The organism is Mycobacterium sp., from assembly GCF_965229105.1.
Taxonomy (GTDB): domain Bacteria; phylum Actinomycetota; class Actinomycetes; order Mycobacteriales; family Mycobacteriaceae; genus Mycobacterium.
Genome location: NZ_OZ245858.1, coordinates 458,081 through 477,838, shown reverse-complemented (window position 1 = coordinate 477,838; position 19,758 = coordinate 458,081). Strand labels below are relative to the sequence as shown.

Genomic DNA, 19,758 nt, shown 5'->3' with positions numbered 1-19,758 from the left:
CCAGCGTGGCCCATTGGTGCTGCTGGCAGCTATCGCAATCAACGCTGCGTTCTAGCCCCACACCACGTCCGGATCGACAGCGAGAAGTTCTGGACTCGGTAAGCGCGCCAAACATGCCGATACGATGTTACGATCTTTCTACCTTCCTAACAGGGCCCAGGTCGACGTAATGACCCCCCTTTATTCGTCGACCGGCGCCGGGTCCTGTTAGGAGGGGCCCACCTCCCATGTCGACGCATCCCGCAAAGGGGTTTATTCAATGGCATCTCGGCCGTATCTCTCGACTGGGGCCGCACTGGCAAGTGCGGCACTGATCGTCGCTGCCACGCCCGCCGTCCTCCCAACCGAGGAGGTGGCAAAGGACGCCGCGGCAGCGGTGGCATCGGTCAGGATTTCCCAACTGCCGTACCAACTTACGACGCTGACTCTCGACGATCTCATCTCGGCCTTCTACAACGGGTACGGCGAGAAGGTCACCGATGATGTCACCGTCAACGGCCTCTCCGGTGTCCTGTATTACGTGATTGACACCGAGTTGGCTTCTAATACCGACCTCGACAACTATTTTTTCGAGGTCAGCCCCGGATACGCCGTCGAGCAGGCGCTGTATGAGGTGTTCGGTACCGACAGCGCGGTAGGCCAAGTCGTAAATCTGATCTTCAACACGCAGTCGGTGGTGTCGTCGGCAATCATCGACATCGCCAAATCCACTTTCGGTGAAGATTCCGTCGTCTACAACGCAGTGAATTACTACTTCAACGGGTATGAAGATTCGTCCGTTGGCGTTGCGTCGGTCGTGCACTACCTGGTCGACACCGTCACCTCGGCGCTCACCGCCACAAGCACTACCACCGCGACTGCTGACGAGACGACGACAGAAACGACTGCTGTTACTGCGGTCGCCGATACCACCACGGCGACGTCGGATAGCACCGCCGACACCGCGGTCGCCGATACCACGACCACGGTTGCCGAGAAGTCCACGGCCGCTACCGCGACCGATAGCAGTGCTGCCGCTTCGGTAGATACGGCCGCGACTGAGGATTCCGCCACTGCGAGTGCGGACACGACTGCTGCGACTGTAGCGACTGCCGAGTCCACCACTGCGACTGAGAAATCCGCGACTGCGGCCGCGACCACGACTGCGGATACGGCTGCGGATACGGCTACTGCGACCGCGACTGCGGATACGACCACGACCACGACTACGACTACTGAAGACAACTCGCTGGTCCGGCTGAGCAAGAAGTTCTCACCCACGTTGAAGTCCGACAGCACATCGAAGTCGTTTGATGCTGTGAGTCGCGCGCTCAAGGACTTTCCCACCAGTACCGCTAAGACGGCTACGGATACGGGTGAAGACTCATCCGACAGCACCAGCTCCAGCGCCTCAGACTCAGCGTCCACGAGCAAGTGAGAGTCGGTGGCTGAAGACCGATAATCAGCTGTCTGACAGAAGGAGTCACCGGCCGGCCAACAGACCTCCGTCGATGACGATTTCCGCACCAGACACATACGACGATCGGTCCGAGGCTAGGAAGACGACGACTTCGGATACCTCGTCGGCCCGCGCGAAGCGGCGAAGTGGTATCTGGTTGTAAATCGTCGCGACGGCCCCGTCGGGCAGTCCGTCCAGTTCTTCATCAAGCATGGGCGTTTGGATGTAGCCCGGGTGAATGCTGTTGCAGCGGATACCTTCTGGTCCATAGGTAAACGCCATCGACTTCGTCATCGTCGACACCGCTCCCTTCGAAGCGGTGTAGGCGATGTAACCGGTGCCGCCGACTAGGCCGAAAATTGATGACACGTTGATGATGGAGGGTGACGGGCTACGGCGCAGGAGTGCCAGGGCGGCCTTGGTGCCGAGAAAGACGCTGGTCTGGTTGACGTCAATGGTTCTGCGCCAGCTTTCCTCGGTTGCGTCATCGAGGCCTGCCATGTCCAGGATGCCAGCGTTGTTGACCAACGCATCGATTCGGCGGTCGGACTCCCCGACGGCCGTCATCAGGCGTTGCCAACTGCCCGATTCGGTGACGTCAAGGTGATGGAAGACGACGTCGAGCTCCTCTCCACCAAGTTCTGCGCACAGCTTCTCGCCGAGTTCGACCTCGATATCGCCGAAGTGGACGCGCGCGCCCTCTTCGGCAAGGCGCCGGACGTGTGCGGCACCCATGCCCCGCGCACCTCCGGACACGACGACCACTTTTCCGCCGAGCAGCTGCGCACGGGGGAGGATCGGTGTCAATTCATTCTCCATTCATGATGGCGTGAGCAGTGCGGTGAACCGCCTGCAGCTACGCCGACAGGTGTGAAACTAGTTGTGCAACCTTTGATCCGATGAGTTCGAAGCTGCGACGGTAGACCTCGGGAGCACTGGCGTAGTCGTGTCCGAACGACACCAGCGTGCCGAAGCCGCCGACCTGTTCGTAGAGTGCTTCGATCTTGTCGGCGACGGTCTGCGGCGAACCGACGATGTGGAAGTTGTCGAGCATCCACTCGGCGGTGAGGTCTTCCTTGGCGATCGTGCCGCCGGAGATGAGGTCTCCGATACCCAGTTTGATGAAGGTCGGGATGTTGTAATTTCCCCACAGATCGCCCATGGCGCCATTGAGGTAGGCATCGCGGGCCTCCGCGTCGGTGTCGGCCACGAGCACGTCGCGGCAGATCCGCCATGTCGCGCGGTCGGGCTGATATCCCGCCGCGGTGGCCGCGGCCTGGTATGTACTCCAGTGCTCCCGAAGTACGGTGTCGTGCACCTGCTGGCTCATCGGAAAGTATCCGCGCTGACCGGCCGTGGTCAGGGTCGGTGACGTCGCCTGCATCCCCGTCATGATGACCGGGATCCGCCCCTGCAGCGGTTTGAGGTGCGGCCCTTCAATGTCGTCGCTGTAGGCGGGCATGTCCACCGTCCAGAAGTCACCTTCGATGCGGAAGGGACCATCCTTGGTCCAGATGGCGTCGATGATGTCCATCGCCTCGGCCATCATCTGCGGGTTCTTCTTGCCGGTGTTGAACAACTGCGCATCACTGGGGAAGGCGCCTGGTGCAAATCCGGCGATGTATCGCCCGCCGGTCATATGATCCAGCCACATGCCGCGGTGCGCTAGCGAAATCGGGTTGTGGTACGCGAGCAGGTGCGCGGCCGCGCCGAGCTTGATGTTCGAGGTGATCTGCGACGCGGCGGCGATCATGGCGTCAGGGGCCGGGCTTGGCTCGCCGCCCAATGTGTAATGCTCGGCGAAATATGCTTCCTCCCAACCGTATTCGTCGGCCCATTTAGTGAGGGTAAGGTCCCAGTCGATGACCTCCTTGGCAGTCCGACGGCCGTGCGCGTAATCCCGCGAGTAGGGAATGTTGAACAGGCCGAATTTCATCGCGGTTGCCTTTCGGTTGTTGGAGTCGGGCTGGGCGTGGAAGCCTCTGGTGTTCAGCAGATTCCAGCTCCGCAGGACAGATCAGCCCTCCGGTGTCCGCTACTTTGAACATTTGTTGAAAAAGCTGACGTGGAGCAAGTTATCGCCGGGTCGCAGTGGTGTCAACCCCAAGGGCGGCCTGTGGCGACATCTGTTGACAGCCTTCATGGGTGGGGTTACGGTGACGCCACTTCCATCTTTCAACAAATGTTCAAAGTGCGTTTCCGTCGATGTAGACGGACTCGGTTACCCCGATGGGAGTGCCTGCCGGCGGTTATGGGCCGCACGGTGATTGAGTACGTCCATATTCCCGTGGAAAAGGAAGCGTGCGATGTCGGAATCCCTCGATCAGCCCCTGTCTGCGATGCGTCATGACGCCCCGCAACCCGAGACGTTCAAACGCTCGATTGGGCTGGTCTCCAACTTCTCTCTCGGCTTCACCTACCTGTCGCCGGGCGCTGGGGTGTTGTCGATATTCGCTCTCGGACTCGCCACCGCGGGGCCGCCGTCCATCTGGTGGTTCCCGATCGTCGCGCTGGGACAACTTCTGGTGGCGCTGGTCTTCGGAGAGGTGGTCTCGCAGTACCCGATCACCGGCGGGATCTATCCGTGGGCGAGGCGACTGTGGGGCAGGCGGTACGCGTGGATGGCGGCGTGGATCTACATCGCCGCCCTCGTAGTTACCACGACCGCTCTGGTCCAGTTCGCAATTCCGTTCTTGGCCAACCTATTCCACATCGGGCTGTCTCCGGGTTCTGGATTGGCGATCGGTTTGGGTCTCCTTGCTGTCGCCTTCGTGCTGAATAGCACGGGGACCAAGACACTCGCGCTGGTCGCTCGTATCGGGTTCTATTGCGAACTTGTCGGGGTGGTTGCGCTTGGCCTTTATCTTCTGCTCTTCGAGCGCCGCAACTCCTTCGGCACCCTCTTCGACACGATGGGGATCGCGGCAGACAGCTCGTACACGTGGGCCTTCATGCTCGCGGCGTTGGTAGGTCTGTGGCAGTTCTACGGCTTCGAGGCGTGCGGTGACGTGGCAGAAGAGGTCAAGGATCCCGAGCGGCGGGTACCTCTGGCGATGATTCTGACGATTGTGGTGGGACTGGTGGCGGCCTTCATCGCCTACGCCGGATTCCTGCTGGCCGCGCCCAACCTGCAGGACATCGTCGACGGCAACGTTGCGGACCCGATCCCCGAGATCGTGCGTGGGAGTACGGGCGACGTGGGAATGACCTTGTTGCTCGTCGTGGCGGCAACCATCTTCCTGTCGGCGGCCCTGTCGCAACAGGCCGCGCTGAGCCGCCTGCTGTACAGCTTCGCGCGCGACAGCATGCTGCCCGCGAGTCGATGGCTGTCCAAGCTGCACGAGGAGGTCGGTGGCAGCGGTGCGGTACCCCGCAACGCCATGATCGTGTCGTGCGTGGCGCCGATGCTGATCACCGTCTGGTTGTACTTCAAGCCCGACAGCGTGGTGGCAGTGACGGCATTCGCCGTGCTTGGAATCTATGTCTGTTTCCAGATGGTTGTGCTCGCAGCATTGCGCCAGCGGATCAAGGGTTGGCGCCCAGGTGGTCCGTGGACGCTGGGTCGAGCCGGACTGGTCATCAACATCCTGGCCTTGGTCTACGGCGTCGCCGCGATGGTACTGCTCGCCGTGCCCGGCGACCCGTCGCTCGGATTCGTGGATCGCTGGATCGTGCTCATCGGACTTGCCGTAGTGCTGGTAGTAGGGGGCGGCTACATGGTGTTGGCCCGTCCCTACGGAAGCTCGGACACTCCTGAAGGCGACGCCATCGAAGTTGCGAATCGGCTTGTCCAGGAGCGAAATGCGGCCAGGACCGAGTGAGACGTTTGCTCAGTGTGTAGCGGCGGCAACGGCTTTGCCGGCTCCGCGGGCGCGTGTCGTGCCGGCCGCAGCTGTGGACCTGGCCGGCGTAGTCACCTCCGCTGGATACGACCGATCGGCGTCGAGCCGAATGATGGCAAGGATGACGTCGCGCAGATCTGAATCGGATAGGTGGGCATCACCGAGGATGCGCTGCATCACGGTGCCGTCCCAGAGTGACTCCAGTGCCGTGGCAGTGGTCGGTGCGCAGAATTGTTCGACGCCCGACTTGGCGCGCTTGGACCACTTGCGGACGAGTCTGCGGTAGGTCTTGTCGCGGCCCGCCTCGGCGTAGAGCTCCCACATCAGGATGGCGCTCTTGGTGTCCTCTGACAGTGCGGCGACCAATCGAAGCACGGCATCTGCCAGGTCCTCGTCGTCATGTGCGACGGGGAAACTGTCCTCGTACTTGGCCGACACCTCGTCCACATAGCTCGAGAAGGCATCCAGCAGAAGCTGGTTGAGATCGGAGTAGTGGTAGTTGACCGTGCCCAACGACAGATTCGCTGCGGCGCAGACCTTTCGATGGGTGACGCTCTTCACCCCGGTCTCGGTGATGACCTGAAGTGCGGCGGTCATGAGAGCAACTCGTGTCGGCTCCGAGCGGCTGGACGAGTTCTTGGCCTTCATGGCGCCGTCAACCTCAATCGTTGAATGCTCTGCGACGGCAGGAGACCGCAGCGTGAACTCAAGCGAGTATACGGACGCGGGACTGGCCGGCGCTGCGCCCCTTAGACGCTGGCCCAGCCCATTCCCAGCGGATGGACGATCGCCGGCATCCCGCGCCACACCACAACGTCGGCGTGGACAGTGAAGCCGCAGGCTCGCATCAATTCCAACGTCGGGCGGTTGCATACGCACCCGCCCGCGAAGGCGCGCCACGGGCGCACAAGCCTGTCCTGCCAGGCCGCGAGGGATCGCGAACTCGCGCGCACGTGTTCGATGAACAGCAACCGGCCATCCGGGCGGAGTACGCGGGCGATCTCGCGAAGCGCGCCTTCAGGGTCATCGACGGTGCATAAGACGAGCGTCGAAACCACAGTGTCTACCGACGCATCGGCCAACGGCAGGCGCTCCGCGGTGGCGTCGAAGATCGGTGGGGTGCGGCCGAGCCCTTCGACGCGGCGAGCAAGTTTCCGGCGCATCCCTGGCTCGGGTTCGGTGAGCACGAGTTCGTCGACCGCGTCGGAATAATGAGCGATGTTCAGCCCGGTTCCGGCGCCGATTTCGACGACGCGCCCTCGGGCTTCGGCCAGCAGTACATGACGGCTGCGGCGCATTCCTGCTATCTCGCCCAGCCAGAGGAACGGGTCGTACAACACGGCCATAATTCGCAGCCACCTTGTGTACGGCGAGGTGGCCCGAAGCCTGGTACAGGATTGTTGGGAGGCGATCTCGGTCATTCCGCGAACCTACGAGTGCCGCGGTGGTGTCCGCATCCCCGATGGCGGCCATTTTCAGCAGATGGCCGGTTTCGGCTATCTCACAACAGCCGCTATCTCACAACAGCCCGAGCCGCGCGGCCTCGGCGACGGCGGCCGTGCGGGAGGTGCGACCGAGCTTTCGGCGAATATTCGCGACGTGGCGGTGCACGGTGTGTGGGCTCAGCTGTAACTGCTCGGCGATATCGCGATCGCCGAGACCTCGTGCAACACAGGCGAGGATCTCGCGCTCGCGATCCGACAGCAGGCTCGGCGCGGGCACGTCGATATCGGGTGTCGGTGGCTGGCCTGGTGTCAGGGCCTGGCGGCACGCGCGGACAACAGAATCGATGTCGCCGTGCCACGGGAAGTGCGAGCTGCCCGGTAGCGGAACGAATGTCGCGCCCGGTATCGCGGCCGCGACCGCACGCCCAAGCTGGTAGGGCACGGCACGGTCATCACGACGATGCACCACCGTGGCCGGCTGGTGGACGAGGGGAAGACGATCGCGGACATCGAGGCGATAGACGAGGCGCAACAGGGCAGCGGCGGTATCTGCGGTGGCCGATTCGCGCTGTAGCCGGGCGAAGCGTTCGTGTTCCGCGGCGTCGGCGCCACCGAGAAAGATGTCGCTGAGAATCCGCGACCCGAGGCCCCAATGAGCTTGTACCGCAGTGACGATCGCGTTTCCCACGCCGGGCGGGGTGAGTGCGTCGCCGTGAGGATACGAGCCATACAGCACCAGGCGCTCGACGCGCTCAGGGTATGCCGCGGCAAAAGCGATGGCGGTGCAGCTTCCAGATGAGCCACCGATGACTGACACGCGATCGAGCTCGAGTTCATCGAGCAGCGCGCGCAACGTCGCGACCTCGCCATCGAGCGTCAGATCGGATTCAGACAGCTTGCGGTCCGACAGGCCGACGCCGAGCCGGTCATAGCGGATCAGTGTGTAGTTGTGCGCAATGCCTGCCCAGAATTGTTGGATGCCTGGGTTCTGCCAGTCGAGTTCGAGGTGACTAACCCACCAGGCCGGCGCGACGAGTGGGGGACCTTGTCCGCGCACCTCGTACGCCAAGCGCCGGGCGCCTAGCGGTAGGAAACGAATCTCGGACTTTTCAGACATCGCGTTGAGCGTACGACGGCCTGAGCTGCCGCTGATGCTGTTCTTCCGCGCCCCTGACCGTTGATGAGATAACAAAAAGCGGCACCCGCTGTGCGGGTGCCGCTCCTGGCGCTGTCAGCGATCAGTTGTGCACGTTGGTGTCGACCTGGGGGACGACGACACTCGAGCCACCGTTGATCTGGTTGACCCAGTCGTGGTGTCCGAGGTCGGCCTGCGCAGGTGCGGCCATCGCGATGATGGCAGCGGCGAAACCGGTGACGATCGTTGCGGCAAATCCAAACTTCTTCATTGTGGTGCCCCTTCTCGTTCTTTCTGTTACTTCGAGTCGTGGCGGTGAAACGTCGCGCTTCGAAAGCTGTCCGACCGGAGCGATTGGTTGCTCTTTCCGATCTGCAGGGTAGAACGCCGTGCTCAGAGCTTTTAATTTCCGGTGGCAGCATCTGGCCGATGCGTGGCAGAAACGGCGCACCGCGACGCTCTCAAGTGCCCAAAAATGAGTGACCGCCGTCTCGTCAATGCCACAGGGTGCAACCCGTCACCCGTTCTCAGCTACGACGTGTGCGGGGTCGGCAGTAAGGACCCGCGGTGTCAGCGGAAGCGGATATCCAACGTTGCGAGGCCGAAGATCTTCTTGCCGGCGGATTTGGCGGCAACGAGGATGACACCGGTGCGCGTGGCCGGATCCAACGATTTGATCCGACCGCTGAACTCGATATCGGCGCCCTCGGTGGCCGAGACGATCGCAGGCGCAGACAGGCGTACCGCATAGCGGCTGACCGCACCGGGGTCACCCGACCACGTGGAGGCGAATCCGGCACCCAATCCCATGGTGAGCATTCCGTGGGCGATCACATCGGGCAGCCCGGCCAGCTTGGCGATGTCCTCGTCCCAGTGGATCGGATTGGCGTCGCCGGCGACGCCGGCGTAGTTCACCAGGTCGCCCCGGGACAGCCGGGTGTGGTGCACGGCCAGCTCATCGCCGACCTTCAGCTCATCGAAGGACGGCGTCCCCGGCGTCCGTGTGCTTCCGTCGGCGATCCGGATCTCGCCCGCAGGGCGCACTTCCTTGTGGTAGCCGGCATCATCGGATCCAGGGATGTCGAGGATGTTCATGTCGTGCATCATGGCCTTCTGCACGGCCGCCTTGACTCCCGCGTCGATATCCTCGCCGGTGACTCCGACGACGGTGGTGTGCAGGGTGTGCACCCGCTCGCCGGCAGCATCGGTGAACGTGTTTGTCACGGTGATGAAGTCCCGGCCTGCCGTCCTGCGGACGGACGTCAGCTCCACGTCGATGAGCAGTTCATCGCCGGCCACGATCGGTCGGTGCTGCTCGAAGACCTCTTCGGTCTGCAGGTAGGTGTCGTAACCGACGACGATCGATTCGAACATCCGGCGGTTGCATTGCATACCCGGCGCCGAGGTGAACGTCAGCGGCGCGACGACATCGGGATAGTTCAGGTCAGCCGCAGCGGCGACGTCCCAGTGTGCGGGGTGGTAGTCCTGCACGGCGCGGGCATACTCGCGTACCTTCTCGCGTCCGACCAGGTAGGTGCCGTCCATCTGGTAGTAGTGGCCGACCCGCGATTCGAGCGCGCTTGCCTCGGCTGGTGCAGTCATGAATTGCTCAACTTTTCTACCGGCCTGTTCGCTGAGCCCGGCCAAAGAACACTATCGGCTTAACACCGGGGCATGTTCTAGCAGGGAGCTCCTGGAGGCGTGTAGTACGGCACGCCCTCCACGGTGTAACAGGGAACCTCGCCGACAATGTACGGATAGTCGCGCGAGGCCACTGCGACGGCGGCGGCGTCACCGGCCACATTGGTGCATCCACCCACCGCGACATGGCGGCCGCCCGCTGCGGCGCAGACGTCCGCCTGAGCCGTCGGCGCCACGACCATCGGCGCAAGGGCCATTCCCGAGCTCATCACCAGTACTGCTGCCAATTTCTTCATTTCGCACCCTTCGCTGACGTACGGAACACTGTGTGTAGCGCATCCAGCCCACGGATGTTCGAGAGTCGGCCAATTTGGGCCATCATAGACCGGCCGGGCACAAGTTTCTGATCGAAGGTCGGCGAACACGTCCCACTTCCATGGCAAGAACAGACTGAGACGACGGTGCCTGCCGCTGAAACACGACATCTGTTCCAACGGTTGCTCATTCAATGCACATGGTCGCATCGGGCGTCCCGGTCGCCGGGTTCGTCACGAGACGGCGCAGGCGACTCTCGATTCAAGTCGCCGTTGATATTTGCTGGGTTACGATCACGGCGTGGTTTCGAGCCTGGCCAGATGGGCGGCGCTGGCGCGGACGCAGTTATGGCCTGGGATCAGGACGCCGATCCTGATGGCCAGGGTCGCTGGGGCCTGCTTCCTGTTCGGAGGCGCGATAGCCGCCGTGCTCACGTGGTTGGCGCCGCTGAGTTTCAGTAGCACGGTTGTCCAGTACGGCAATGCGGCGGTGGCCGCCACCATAGGTGTTGTGGTGCTGATGTGGGGCCCGCGGCTACGACCGTGGCAGTTCCAGGCGATGGTCGTCACCGCGACGTTACAAATCACCGTGTCGGTCTATCAAGCCACCGACCCGACAATTGCGGTGTCGTTCGCCACGTTGTACGCATTCGTCTCCTGCGCCGCTTTTTTCATCTCCTGGCCCGCGACGGCACTTCAGCTGACGTTCGCTATCACCTGCTGCATGGTGGCAGTGGGTGTGACGTCGACCGTGCCGTGGTGGTCGGGCCTGGTTGCGTCGGGTACGACTGCGGTGATCGGGATCGTGATCGCCATCCTGGGCCGGATCGTGTCCAATGCTGAGCTCGACGACGTCACCGGCCTCCCGAATCGACGCGGCTTCGACCGCGTGCTCCGCGTGGCAATCAGCCGAGCCCAGGCCGGTGGAGCCCGGTTTGCCGTCATCCGGATGTCCGTGGATGCTTACGGAACCGTTCATGAGAAGTTTGGTGGCCAGGCAGCCGATGAGCTGCTGCAGCAGATTGTCGCGTCGTGGCGCGTCGTGCTTGAACCAGAACAGATTCTCGCTCGGTGCGGTGACGACGAATTCACCGTACTGGTACCGGAAGTGGCTGAACAAGAGGCTATTTCGCTGACTTATCGCATGCGCGCGGCAACCTCAAGGACGTGCTCGGCGGGTGTGACGGTGTGGCAGCCCGGTGAGTCATCGCCGGTGACACTGGCGCGCGTCGACACCGCACTGCGCCGGGCGAAGCGAAGCGGTCGCAACCGCACGATGGTTGAGTCCGCGAATCTGCCGCCGTTGGCTGTCGAATTGCGAAATGCCCTCGCGGCCGGGACGGTCAACGTCTACTACCAACCCATCGTCAACCTGGCGTCCGGGAACACGGTGGGGGTGGAAGCTTTGGTTCGGTGGACGCCGCCGTCCCATCCCGACGCCCCGGCGTCCGAGGTGGTCAGAGTGGCCGAAGAAAGCAATCTGATTGCCACACTTGGCTATTACGTCCTACATCGAGCATGCCTGGACGCACGGTGGATGCAGCGGCACACCCCGGGACTCAAACTACATTTGAGCGCCAATGTGTCTGGCCTTGAACTCGTCCAGCATGGCTACGCGGCCCGCGTTTTCGAACTCCTGGCAGAGACCGGTTGGGCGGCAGAACAACTCGTCTTAGAGGTTACCGAGAGTGTGCTCGACGTGGACCGCCCGTCATCCGTCGCCGCCCTGCAGGAATTCCGTGCGGGTGGTGTCAGGATCGCCATCGACGATTTCGGGACCGGTTACTCATCGCTGAGCAGGCTCCATGCATTGCCAACCGACTTCCTCAAGCTCGATGCCTCCTTCATCTCGTTGGTGACGGCCGGGTCACCTGAGGTCCCGCCGCTGTTACATGCGGTTGCGGCGCTCGCCGCTGCACTCGATTTGCCGGTAGTCGCAGAAGGGGTAGAGACCGTCCAGCAGGTTGCGATTCTGCGGCGACTGGGATTTGCGCTGGCGCAAGGCTTCTACTTTGGCCGGCCGCAAACACGCGAAGAGCTCGTCGACGCGGTGGCACGTCGGGCAGCAAGCCCGCGCCCGACGCCGAGTCATCCATGACGGCGGCGCGGCACTGGCTCAGACGATGAAAGCCTGGTGGCGAGAGTACCTTTCGGGCCGTGCACCACTGACGTGGTCCTGGTTGGCGCTGCTGTTTGTCACCACGCGCATACAGCGCTCAGCGTCCCATCGCGACAGGCAACGATTGCTACGCGACCAGTCTACGAATCTCAAGCAGCTGCACCGGAATCCACTGCGGGTGCTGTTCGCCAGCCTGTTGTGGTTGGACGGCAGGTCATGGTGGCCGTATCTGCCAGTGTTCGCAGGCCTACTTGATCCCGCTGAGCGGCGACTGGGCTCCGCGAAATTTGTTGCCGTCGGGCTCGGTGCGCATGTGGTCGCGACGTTGACCAGCCAAAAGCTGGTTGCGAGGTCCATCAGCGCAGGTAAAGAGGCACCGTCGCAGGCCCGCGCCCGCGATGTCGGTGTCAGCTACTTCGTCTTCGGTATCGGAGGTTGGCTGACCGGACAAGTTCCGGCGCCGTGGCGTCGGCGGATCCAGCTCGCTACGGGCGGTGTGGTCGCCGTCACCGCTGCGTCACCGGCCGGTTTCACCGCTGTCGGTCACTGCATCGCCTTCGCAGTCGGGGTGTGCTCTCCGCGCCGAACGCCGGTACATGTCGCAGGTGTCCCGGACTCGGATACCACTCCATCTCCCGTGACGGAGTGAGTTTTTCGGCCAACGAAATGGAGTGCGACGATAGACCCATGACCGCAACGCTTGTCGCCAGGAATGTGGCCGGCGGATTCGCTCATCGCACCCTCTTCGAGGGGCTCGATCTGACGGTCGCACTGGGCGATGTGGTGGGCGTCGTCGGTGCCAACGGTGCAGGCAAGAGCACGCTTTTGCGGATTCTGGCCGGAGACCTTGCGCCGCTCGATGGCACGGTCAGCGCCGCACCCGTCGACGCGTTCGTCGGGTGGCTCCCGCAGGAGCACGAACGGGTGCCTGGGGAGACCGTCGCGGCGTACATCGCGCGCCGCGCAGGATGTACAGCTGCGACGCAGGCCATGGACGCGGCGGCCGCGGCGCTCGCCGACCCGAGTCAGGGTCCTGCAGACAGCGACCCGGCCGACGCCTACTCTGCGGCGTTGGATCACTGGCTCGCTACCGGCGCGGCCGACCTCGATGAGCGGCTACCGGCAGTCCTGGCCGACCTGGGCCTCGATTCGGAGGCGTTGCGGCCGGGGTCCACGGCCATGACCGCTCTGTCGGGTGGGCAGGCGGCGCGGGTGGGCTTGGCAGCTCTGGTGGTGTCTCGGTTCGACATCGTCCTTCTCGACGAGCCGACCAACGACCTTGACCTGGACGGTCTGGATCGGCTGGAGCAGTTCGTCCGCGATCTTCGCGGTGGTGTGGTGTTGGTCAGTCATGATCGGGAGTTCCTCGCCCGCAGCGTGACACGCGTCCTTGAACTGGACCTGGCCCAGAACACCACCACCATCTTCGGTGGCGGGTACGACAGTTACCTCGATGAGCGGGAGGTCGGTCGCAGGCATCGGCGCGAACAGTACGACGAGTTCGCCGATAAGAAGGCAGACCTCGTCGCCCGCGCACGTACGCAGCGGGAGTGGTCGAGTCAAGGTGTGCGCAACGCGATGCGCAAGGCTCCCGACAATGACAAGATCCGCCGGCGCGCAGCCAGCGAGTCCAGTGAGAAGCAGGCGCAGAAGGTGCGTCAGATGGAAAGTCGGATCGCCCGCCTCGAGGAGGTCGTCGAACCTCGCAAGGAGTGGGCCCTTGAGTTCACCATCGGAGCCGCGCCACGATCCAGTTCGGTGGTTGCCACTCTCGACAATGCGCTTGTGCGACAGGGGAACTTCGTACTTGGCCCGGTATCGCTACAGGTCGACGCCGGCGAGCGGATCGGTATCACCGGACCCAACGGTGCGGGCAAGTCGACACTACTGCGCCTGCTGCTGGGTCGTCAGCGGCCGGATGCGGGGCGCGCAAGTCTTGGCGCCAATGTCGCGATCGGCGAAGTCGATCAGGCCCGCGCGGATTTCACGGGTCCAGGGCGGCTCGTCGATCGCTTCGAGGAGCGGGTGCCGACCTGGTCGACCGCCGATGTGCGTACCCTGCTCGCGAAGTTCGGACTGCGCGCCGACCATGTGGAACGCCCGGTTGACGACCTCTCGCCCGGTGAACGGACCCGAGCCGGGCTCGCGTTGCTGCAGGCATGTGGCACCAATGTCTTGGTACTCGACGAACCGACCAACCATCTCGACCTCGCCGCCATCGAGCAGCTGGAGCAGGCGCTGCAGACCTATGACGGAGCGCTGCTGTTGGTGACGCATGACCGCCGGATGCTGCAGAACGTTCGGTTGGACCGGACCTGGCGGGTCGAATCCGGGCACGTTGTAGAGCGGTAACTCACCACACAGGCTCACGACCGAGCGACTGATCGTCAGCCGAGCAGGGTCGGCCGATCAAGAAACCTTGGCCGAAGTGAATCCCGAGACCATGTAAAGCGCGCATCTGTGAGCGGCTTTCGATCGCCTCTGCGACGGTCAGCGAGCCCATCTCGGTGGCCAGTTGGACGATCGAGGTGGCCAATGCCCGTTTGGCGGGGTCGTTTTCAATACCGGAGGTCAGTTCACCGTCGATCTTGATCATGTCTGGGCGAAGCCGAAGAAGTTGCGTGAAGCTGGCGAACCCGGCGCCGGCATCATCGACGGCCAGTTCGATACCGTCGTCGCGCAGCGGCTTCAACCGCTCGGCAAAGTCATCGGGGAATGGCTCGTGTTCAGTGATCTCGACGACCAGGCGGCGATGTTTGACCGAACCGAGCACGTCGTGCACGGCGGGATCGAGCGCAGTCAGCGGACTGAGATTCACGGCGACGAAGAGATCGGCCGGCAGGTGACGTGCCGCGGCGAGGATCTGACGCAGTGCCATGAGCTCGAGTGAGAGGCTGCGGCCCAGAATCCTTGCTGTATCGAACCACTCAGCAGGAGCGATGTCAGGTGTAGCGGGGAATCGGGACAGCCCCTCGAATCCAAGAGTGTGGCCAGTCGACAGGTCGACGATGGGTTGGAACACCGGACGCAGCTCGGCAGGCTCCGAGAGCAACTCATCGAGCTCGCTATGTAAGTGGCGCTGCCGGATGACATCAGGAAGTAGTACCGACGCCAGGAAGCGGGTGGTCGAATCTGCGATCGGAGTGCGCGGATCGGCAAGTAGGTCGTCGAGCAGGCGAGACAGTTCGGAGTGTGAACCGATCAAGACGGAAATGAAGTCGCTGATCGCTTTGATGGCCGCCACGTCGGACTCGGCAAAGACACGGGTATTCACCGACGAAATTGATAGGGCCCCGATCGCATTATTGTTGTGCATCAGCGGAATTACCACCAGGGAGTGGATTCCTAACCGTGCTCCAATTTCACGGACCTGGGTTGTCAGTAGTAAATCCGATGACGTGTCGTGGCTGATTTGAGGTTGCCCAGTTGCGATCGCTCGGCCTTGAAACGTATCTTTCACCGGCAGCGCAAGACCAAGCAGCGACTCCACCACACCGTGGGCTGATACGACCAGAAATTCGTCGTCGGGGGTCAAGATGCTTACCGCGGCACCGTCGGCCTTCGGGGTGAACAGGCAGATCTGCTCGGCAATGCGACGCATCAGCGACACCGGGTCGATTGATGCGGCGAGAGCCTCCGCCAGATATTGCATTTGCCCAGGGATCATAGCGTCGCTGTCAGCCGCACTGTGTTAAAACGATGGCTACCACGGCGATAAAACACGGTGAACTTAATTCAACGGTGGAGCTGGATGCCGGTCCCTGCTCCCGCCGCCCCCGAGAAGTCAGTTCCGAGCCGGGAGCCACAATCGGAATCTGGCGCCCGGCTGTCCCGGTAGGCAAACCAATTCGCCGCCATGAGCCCGCGCCAGTGCGCGCGCGATCGGTAGCCCCAGGCCGGCTCCACCGCGGTCACGGTCGCGGGCGTCATCCAGGCGCACCAGCCGTTCGAAAATTCGCTCATGTTGTTCGTCGGGTATGCCGGGTCCAGTGTCTGCGATGGTGATTGCAGCACCGCCGTCGGCCGGCGCGACCTCGATCGAAATGATGCCACCAGCGGGTGTATGGCGGCGCGCGTTGTCGGTGAGGTTGGCGAGGATTTGCGCAATTCGATTGGGGTCCACCATGTTCACCAGCGAGGAGACTCCGGTGCGAACGACCTGTAACGACGGCGCGAGCAGTGCACTTCGGTCCCGTTCGGCCTCGGCCAGGCTGACGAGATCACAGTCCGTCAGATCGAGACGGAGACCCGCATCGATGCGGCTGAGGTCAAGCATGTCCCCGACCAACCTGCCTGCCCGGCGTGCCTCGTTGAGGACCAGTTCGGCGCGGTGACGTTGTCGGGCCGATTCGGGGTCATTGCGTTGGCTTGCCTCGGTGGTGATGAGTTCGGCGCCGGCCTGAATTCCGGCGATCGGTGTGCGCAGTTCGTGGGCAGCATCGGCGAGGAACCTGCGCGTCGCGGTCTCAGCCTCCGCCGCAGCGACGGCCGCGGCCCTGGCGCGGCTCTCCGATGACTCCAGGGCATCCACCATGGTATCGAATGCGGTTGCCGCCCTGCCTAATTCGGTCTGCGATCGGTCCGGGAGCATGCGCCTTCCGCGGTCGCCGCGAGCGATGGACTCGGCGACGAGTGTCAATCGCTGCAACGGCAGCATTGCCGCGCGCACGACCAGGGCCAGGCCGAGCGCAGCCGCGACGAGCACGGCGATGCTGGAAATGACCATGATGACGCGAAGCTGGCGAAGCAGTGCCGTGGTCGCGGTGGTATCGGCGACGAGGATCACCCGCGCGCCGTCGGGTAACGCATGCTCGATCACCGTGACGGTGGCATCGGACGGTGGGGCAGGGGGCTTGGGCGGGGTGGGACCGCCCGGCGGTGGGGGCGGCGGTTTGGGTGGAGGCGGCGCGGCGATGGAGTCCTCAGTCACGTTCGGTGAGAGCGCCCGGTCCCCGTAGGTCGTGCCGTCCGCCGTGACCAGCAGCGCGCGGATACCACCGCCGTTCAGTTCGGCGGCCAACTGACCCGGCGGGGTGCCCGCGACGGCGAGTGCGTCTGCCCGTGCCGCGGCGCCCATCACCCGGTCGTGTAGGTCGCGTCGCGCCTGGGCCCCGATCAGCAGATCGATGGTGACGCCCAGAAGAACCAGCAGCACGGCCAGTAGGCCCAGTGCCCCGGCGATGACCCGACGGCGCAGCGAGGGCGTCGCGGTGTGTTCGCCGGTCGTCACAGCCGTTGACCTTCGAGTCGATATCCAATACCCCTGACAGTGTGAAGGATTCGTGGCCCGTGGGCCTCCAACTTCTTGCGCAGGCTGCTGATGTGCACGTGGACCAGGTTGTCGTCGTATGACGTGTAGCCCCATACCGCGTTGAGGATCTGGTTGGCGCTGACGGTGCGACCGCGTTGGTCGAGCAGGAAGTCGAGCAATCTGAGTTCGGTCGCGGTCAGCTCGAGACGGGTGCCGGCCCGGGCTGCGACACCGGCGCCCCGATCGACCAGGAGATCGCCGATCTGGATAGTCACCGGAAGACGACCGCGGCGGCGCAGGACTGCGCCGACTCTGGAGACGAGTTCAGATAACTCGAACGGTTTGACGACGTAGTCGTCGGCGCCACCGTCGAGCCCGCGCAACCGATCGGGCAACCCGTCGCGCGCGGTCAACATGATCACGCCCACTTCGCCCCAGTCGCGCACCACATCCATCAGCGTGAATCCGTCGCGACCGGGCAGCATGATGTCGAGCACCACCAAGTCGGGCCGATACCCATCAAGGGTTTTTTCCAGGTCAGAGCCGTCAACCGTGCCTTCACAGACGTAACCCGCGGCACCGAGCGCCTCCACGACCGTCTCCCGTATCGCATCGGAATCCTCGACGACCAGGACCCGCGCAGGGCTGCTCTCGGTGTTCGCGATGACAGCCATGGTGTCCATTGTGTCGTGAGCGACCTGAAACCAACCTGAAGAAAGACGCATCGGCCGTCGTCTTCAGGTTGGCTTCACCCTCGACAGTTAGCGTCGGCGGCATCGGAAACAACACACGATAGGAGTCGCTGATGAGTAATGATGAACGGGCACATGATGTTTCGGACAGTGGAACCGATGGCGAGGCTGACACCGCCCGGATTCATGGATCGGCACCGGAGCCTGCTGCCGCGTCACAGACTCCCGGGAGGTGGTCGACGGTCACCGGCTCTGCGCGCCAGCATCCCGTCGGGGTGGCGATCGGCTCAGCCGCGGTGGGCCTGGTGGTGGGCCTGCTCGGCGGGCTGGCCGCCAACGCCCATCCGATGATGTCGTTCACGGTGGGTACCGCGGCGGTTCCCGCTTCTGCTGACCGCCTCTATCCCGGTCCGCCACCGCCACGAGATATGGGTGGCCCCGGACTGGTCGGCCCGCAGGGTCCTGGCGGTCCAGTGGGTCCGGGTGTTCCGCCACCGCCACCGCCTCCCGGGGTGGGGCCACGGGGGCCCGTCGGCGACGGTCCGGACGGTGCGCCGCGCCCCGGCGAGCAGCTCATGCCGCCGCCGGATCGAGGCCCCGCGCCAACCTCGCCCGGGACGTCACCAGGACCGAGGGGTGCCGGTCCCGACGGCGGCGCAGTTCCCAACGGCGCAGTTCCCAACGGAGAAGCACCCCAACTGCCGCCGCTGCCTGCCGAGCGTGGCGGGGCACCGCAGGGCAGCGGAACCTGATGACCGGCGGTGCCCTGGCGCCTCAACGGCGCCGGGGCAACGGCTGATCGGTGTCTATCGGCCCGCGTTTTGGGCGAGATTGATGGCGTACTGGTTGATAAATCGGCCCGCTCCGGGTTCGCCGCGGCCGCACGATCCGTCGGATTCCCCGGGACGTTTGACCCAGAGGAATGCGTCGATGTGCCCGTTACCGGTGTCCGTCGTCGGCGGAGCACCCAGTGCCCGGCCCGTGGGATTGCACCAGTACAGCGGATCGCCCTCGACCGGGCCTGCGCCGTTGCGCGACGTGTCGATCACGTAGTGGGCGCCGTTGGTGAGCCCCGAAATCGCCTCGCCGTAACCGATTTCCTCATCGGTGCTGAAGAAGTTTGCGGTGTTGAGACTGAACCCGCGGGCCTTGCCCACACCGACCTGATTGAGCCGGGCGGCCATGGTGTCGGCACTGACCCAACGGGAATGACCGGCATCGACGTACACGGCTGTGCCCGGATTCTGAGTCAGCGTGTCAACGGCGTAGCCGATCAAGTTGAAGCGTTCCTGCTGCTGGTCGGCTGACAGGCAGTCAGCCATGGCCAACGCGTCCGGTTCGAGGATGATCGCGGCCGGCCCGCCGCCGATCGCGCCCGCGACGCCGTTGATCCACCCTCGGTAGGCATCGGCCGAGCCGAATCCGCCGGCAGCGAAGCTCCCGCAGTCGCGATGCGGAATTCCGTATAGAGCCAGGATCGGCGTGGTGCCCGCCGCCTGCGCCGCGGCGATGTACTTCGCATCGACAGAGGGAGTGGACAGCTGGTCCATCCAGTACGCCTGCGGCGTGTTGGCGATCGCGGTCAGTTCGGGGCTCGGCGGGTTGGCACTGTTCGCGGCCCGCATGGCCGCCGAGTCAGGATTGACGTAGAAGGCCTGCCCGGCCAGCGGGTTTGCGTCATCGACCAGGCGGATCGCCGGCGCGGCTCCGACCTGCATCGGGCCAGAAGAACAGACCACGGCAGCGACGGCCGCGACAGCCAGGACGGGGGAGATCCACCGCGCGATTGCGCCGGCAGCTGAGGACATCACTCCAGAAAACTAGTTGGACTACCAGACATGCGCCAAACCAGGCATATATGACCCTGATTTCGGCGACTGT

18 protein-coding genes are annotated in these 19,758 nt (G+C 63.7%); 6 read left to right on the top strand and 12 right to left on the bottom strand.

Annotation, left to right across the window (positions count from 1 at the left end; all coding sequences use genetic code 11):
• The first annotated feature begins 259 nt into the window (after positions 1–259).
• Positions 260–1,417: a hypothetical protein gene (locus ADBZ9O_RS02240; protein WP_526527983.1), complete on the top strand. Its 1,158-nt coding sequence runs from the start codon at positions 260–262 to the stop codon at positions 1,415–1,417.
• A gap of 45 nt (positions 1,418–1,462) precedes the next feature.
• On the opposite strand, the gene ADBZ9O_RS02235 is transcribed toward ADBZ9O_RS02240, so the two are convergent.
• The gene (locus ADBZ9O_RS02235; protein WP_526527981.1) at positions 1,463–2,257 is read right to left on the bottom strand and encodes an SDR family NAD(P)-dependent oxidoreductase; all 795 of its coding nucleotides are present in this window, start codon (positions 2,255–2,257) and stop codon (positions 1,463–1,465) included.
• Between the two features lie 37 nt (positions 2,258–2,294).
• Complete coding sequence (locus ADBZ9O_RS02230; protein ID WP_526527979.1) at positions 2,295–3,374, bottom strand: LLM class flavin-dependent oxidoreductase; 1,080 nt, start codon at positions 3,372–3,374, stop codon at positions 2,295–2,297.
• Between the two features lie 370 nt (positions 3,375–3,744).
• Here ADBZ9O_RS02230 and ADBZ9O_RS02225 point away from each other — a divergent pair, with 370 nt between their 5' ends.
• The gene (locus tag ADBZ9O_RS02225; RefSeq protein WP_526527977.1) at positions 3,745–5,259 is read left to right on the top strand and encodes an amino acid permease; all 1,515 of its coding nucleotides are present in this window, start codon (positions 3,745–3,747) and stop codon (positions 5,257–5,259) included.
• A gap of 9 nt (positions 5,260–5,268) precedes the next feature.
• Here ADBZ9O_RS02225 and ADBZ9O_RS02220 read toward each other — a convergent pair whose 3' ends face one another.
• The 6 genes from ADBZ9O_RS02220 to ADBZ9O_RS02195 all read right to left on the bottom strand — a co-directional run bounded on the left by ADBZ9O_RS02220 (position 5,269) and on the right by ADBZ9O_RS02195 (position 9,797).
• The gene (locus tag ADBZ9O_RS02220; protein ID WP_526527975.1) at positions 5,269–5,877 is read right to left on the bottom strand and encodes a TetR/AcrR family transcriptional regulator; all 609 of its coding nucleotides are present in this window, start codon (positions 5,875–5,877) and stop codon (positions 5,269–5,271) included.
• A 152-nt stretch (positions 5,878–6,029) separates the two neighbouring features.
• On the bottom strand, positions 6,030–6,626 hold the full coding sequence (locus ADBZ9O_RS02215) for a class I SAM-dependent methyltransferase (RefSeq protein WP_526527973.1): 597 nt from the start codon (positions 6,624–6,626) through the stop codon (positions 6,030–6,032).
• 172 nt (positions 6,627–6,798) lie between these two features.
• Entirely contained in the window at positions 6,799–7,842 is a 1,044-nt protein-coding gene (locus tag ADBZ9O_RS02210; RefSeq protein WP_526527971.1) for an alpha/beta fold hydrolase, read from the bottom strand.
• A gap of 121 nt (positions 7,843–7,963) precedes the next feature.
• Positions 7,964–8,131 carry a hypothetical protein gene (locus ADBZ9O_RS02205; RefSeq protein ID WP_526527969.1) on the bottom strand — a complete coding sequence of 56 codons (168 nt, stop codon included), beginning with the start codon at positions 8,129–8,131 and terminating at the stop codon, positions 7,964–7,966.
• A 299-nt stretch (positions 8,132–8,430) separates the two neighbouring features.
• Complete coding sequence (locus ADBZ9O_RS02200) at positions 8,431–9,462, bottom strand: fused (3R)-hydroxyacyl-ACP dehydratase subunits HadA/HadB (protein WP_526527967.1); 1,032 nt, start codon at positions 9,460–9,462, stop codon at positions 8,431–8,433.
• 77 nt (positions 9,463–9,539) lie between these two features.
• Positions 9,540–9,797, bottom strand: coding sequence for a hypothetical protein (locus ADBZ9O_RS02195; RefSeq protein WP_526527965.1), 258 nt, complete (start codon positions 9,795–9,797; stop codon positions 9,540–9,542).
• 319 nt (positions 9,798–10,116) lie between these two features.
• On the opposite strand from ADBZ9O_RS02195, the gene ADBZ9O_RS02190 reads away from it, so the two are divergent.
• Genes ADBZ9O_RS02190 through ADBZ9O_RS02180 form a run of 3 tightly spaced genes read left to right on the top strand, consistent with a single transcriptional unit; the run spans position 10,117 to position 14,286 of the window.
• Positions 10,117–11,913 carry a putative bifunctional diguanylate cyclase/phosphodiesterase gene (locus ADBZ9O_RS02190; protein ID WP_526527963.1) on the top strand — a complete coding sequence of 599 codons (1,797 nt, stop codon included), beginning with the start codon at positions 10,117–10,119 and terminating at the stop codon, positions 11,911–11,913.
• Positions 11,914–11,938: 25 nt separating this feature from the next.
• Positions 11,939–12,583: a rhomboid-like protein gene (locus ADBZ9O_RS02185; RefSeq protein ID WP_526527961.1), complete on the top strand. Its 645-nt coding sequence runs from the start codon at positions 11,939–11,941 to the stop codon at positions 12,581–12,583.
• Between the two features lie 38 nt (positions 12,584–12,621).
• Positions 12,622–14,286: an ABC-F family ATP-binding cassette domain-containing protein gene (locus ADBZ9O_RS02180; protein ID WP_526527959.1), complete on the top strand. Its 1,665-nt coding sequence runs from the start codon at positions 12,622–12,624 to the stop codon at positions 14,284–14,286.
• A gap of 1 nt (position 14,287) precedes the next feature.
• Here ADBZ9O_RS02180 and ADBZ9O_RS02175 read toward each other — a convergent pair whose 3' ends face one another.
• The 3 genes from ADBZ9O_RS02175 to ADBZ9O_RS02165 form a co-directional block, all read right to left on the bottom strand.
• Positions 14,288–15,586 carry a sensor domain-containing phosphodiesterase gene (locus ADBZ9O_RS02175; protein ID WP_526527957.1) on the bottom strand — a complete coding sequence of 433 codons (1,299 nt, stop codon included), beginning with the start codon at positions 15,584–15,586 and terminating at the stop codon, positions 14,288–14,290.
• 132 nt (positions 15,587–15,718) lie between these two features.
• A complete protein-coding gene (locus tag ADBZ9O_RS02170) occupies positions 15,719–17,164 on the bottom strand; it encodes a HAMP domain-containing sensor histidine kinase (RefSeq protein ID WP_526527955.1) in 1,446 nt (481 codons plus the stop codon).
• Complete coding sequence (locus tag ADBZ9O_RS02165) at positions 17,161–17,859, bottom strand: response regulator transcription factor (RefSeq protein ID WP_526527953.1); 699 nt, start codon at positions 17,857–17,859, stop codon at positions 17,161–17,163. Before ADBZ9O_RS02165 ends, ADBZ9O_RS02170 begins: the two co-directional genes overlap by 4 nt.
• Before the next feature lie 131 nt (positions 17,860–17,990).
• On the opposite strand from ADBZ9O_RS02165, the gene ADBZ9O_RS02160 reads away from it, so the two are divergent.
• Positions 17,991–18,629, top strand: coding sequence for a hypothetical protein (locus ADBZ9O_RS02160; RefSeq protein ID WP_526527951.1), 639 nt, complete (start codon positions 17,991–17,993; stop codon positions 18,627–18,629).
• Positions 18,630–18,683: 54 nt separating this feature from the next.
• On the opposite strand, the gene ADBZ9O_RS02155 is transcribed toward ADBZ9O_RS02160, so the two are convergent.
• Positions 18,684–19,685: a glycoside hydrolase family 6 protein gene (locus ADBZ9O_RS02155; RefSeq protein WP_526533786.1), complete on the bottom strand. Its 1,002-nt coding sequence runs from the start codon at positions 19,683–19,685 to the stop codon at positions 18,684–18,686.
• Positions 19,686–19,758: the final 73 nt, after the last annotated feature.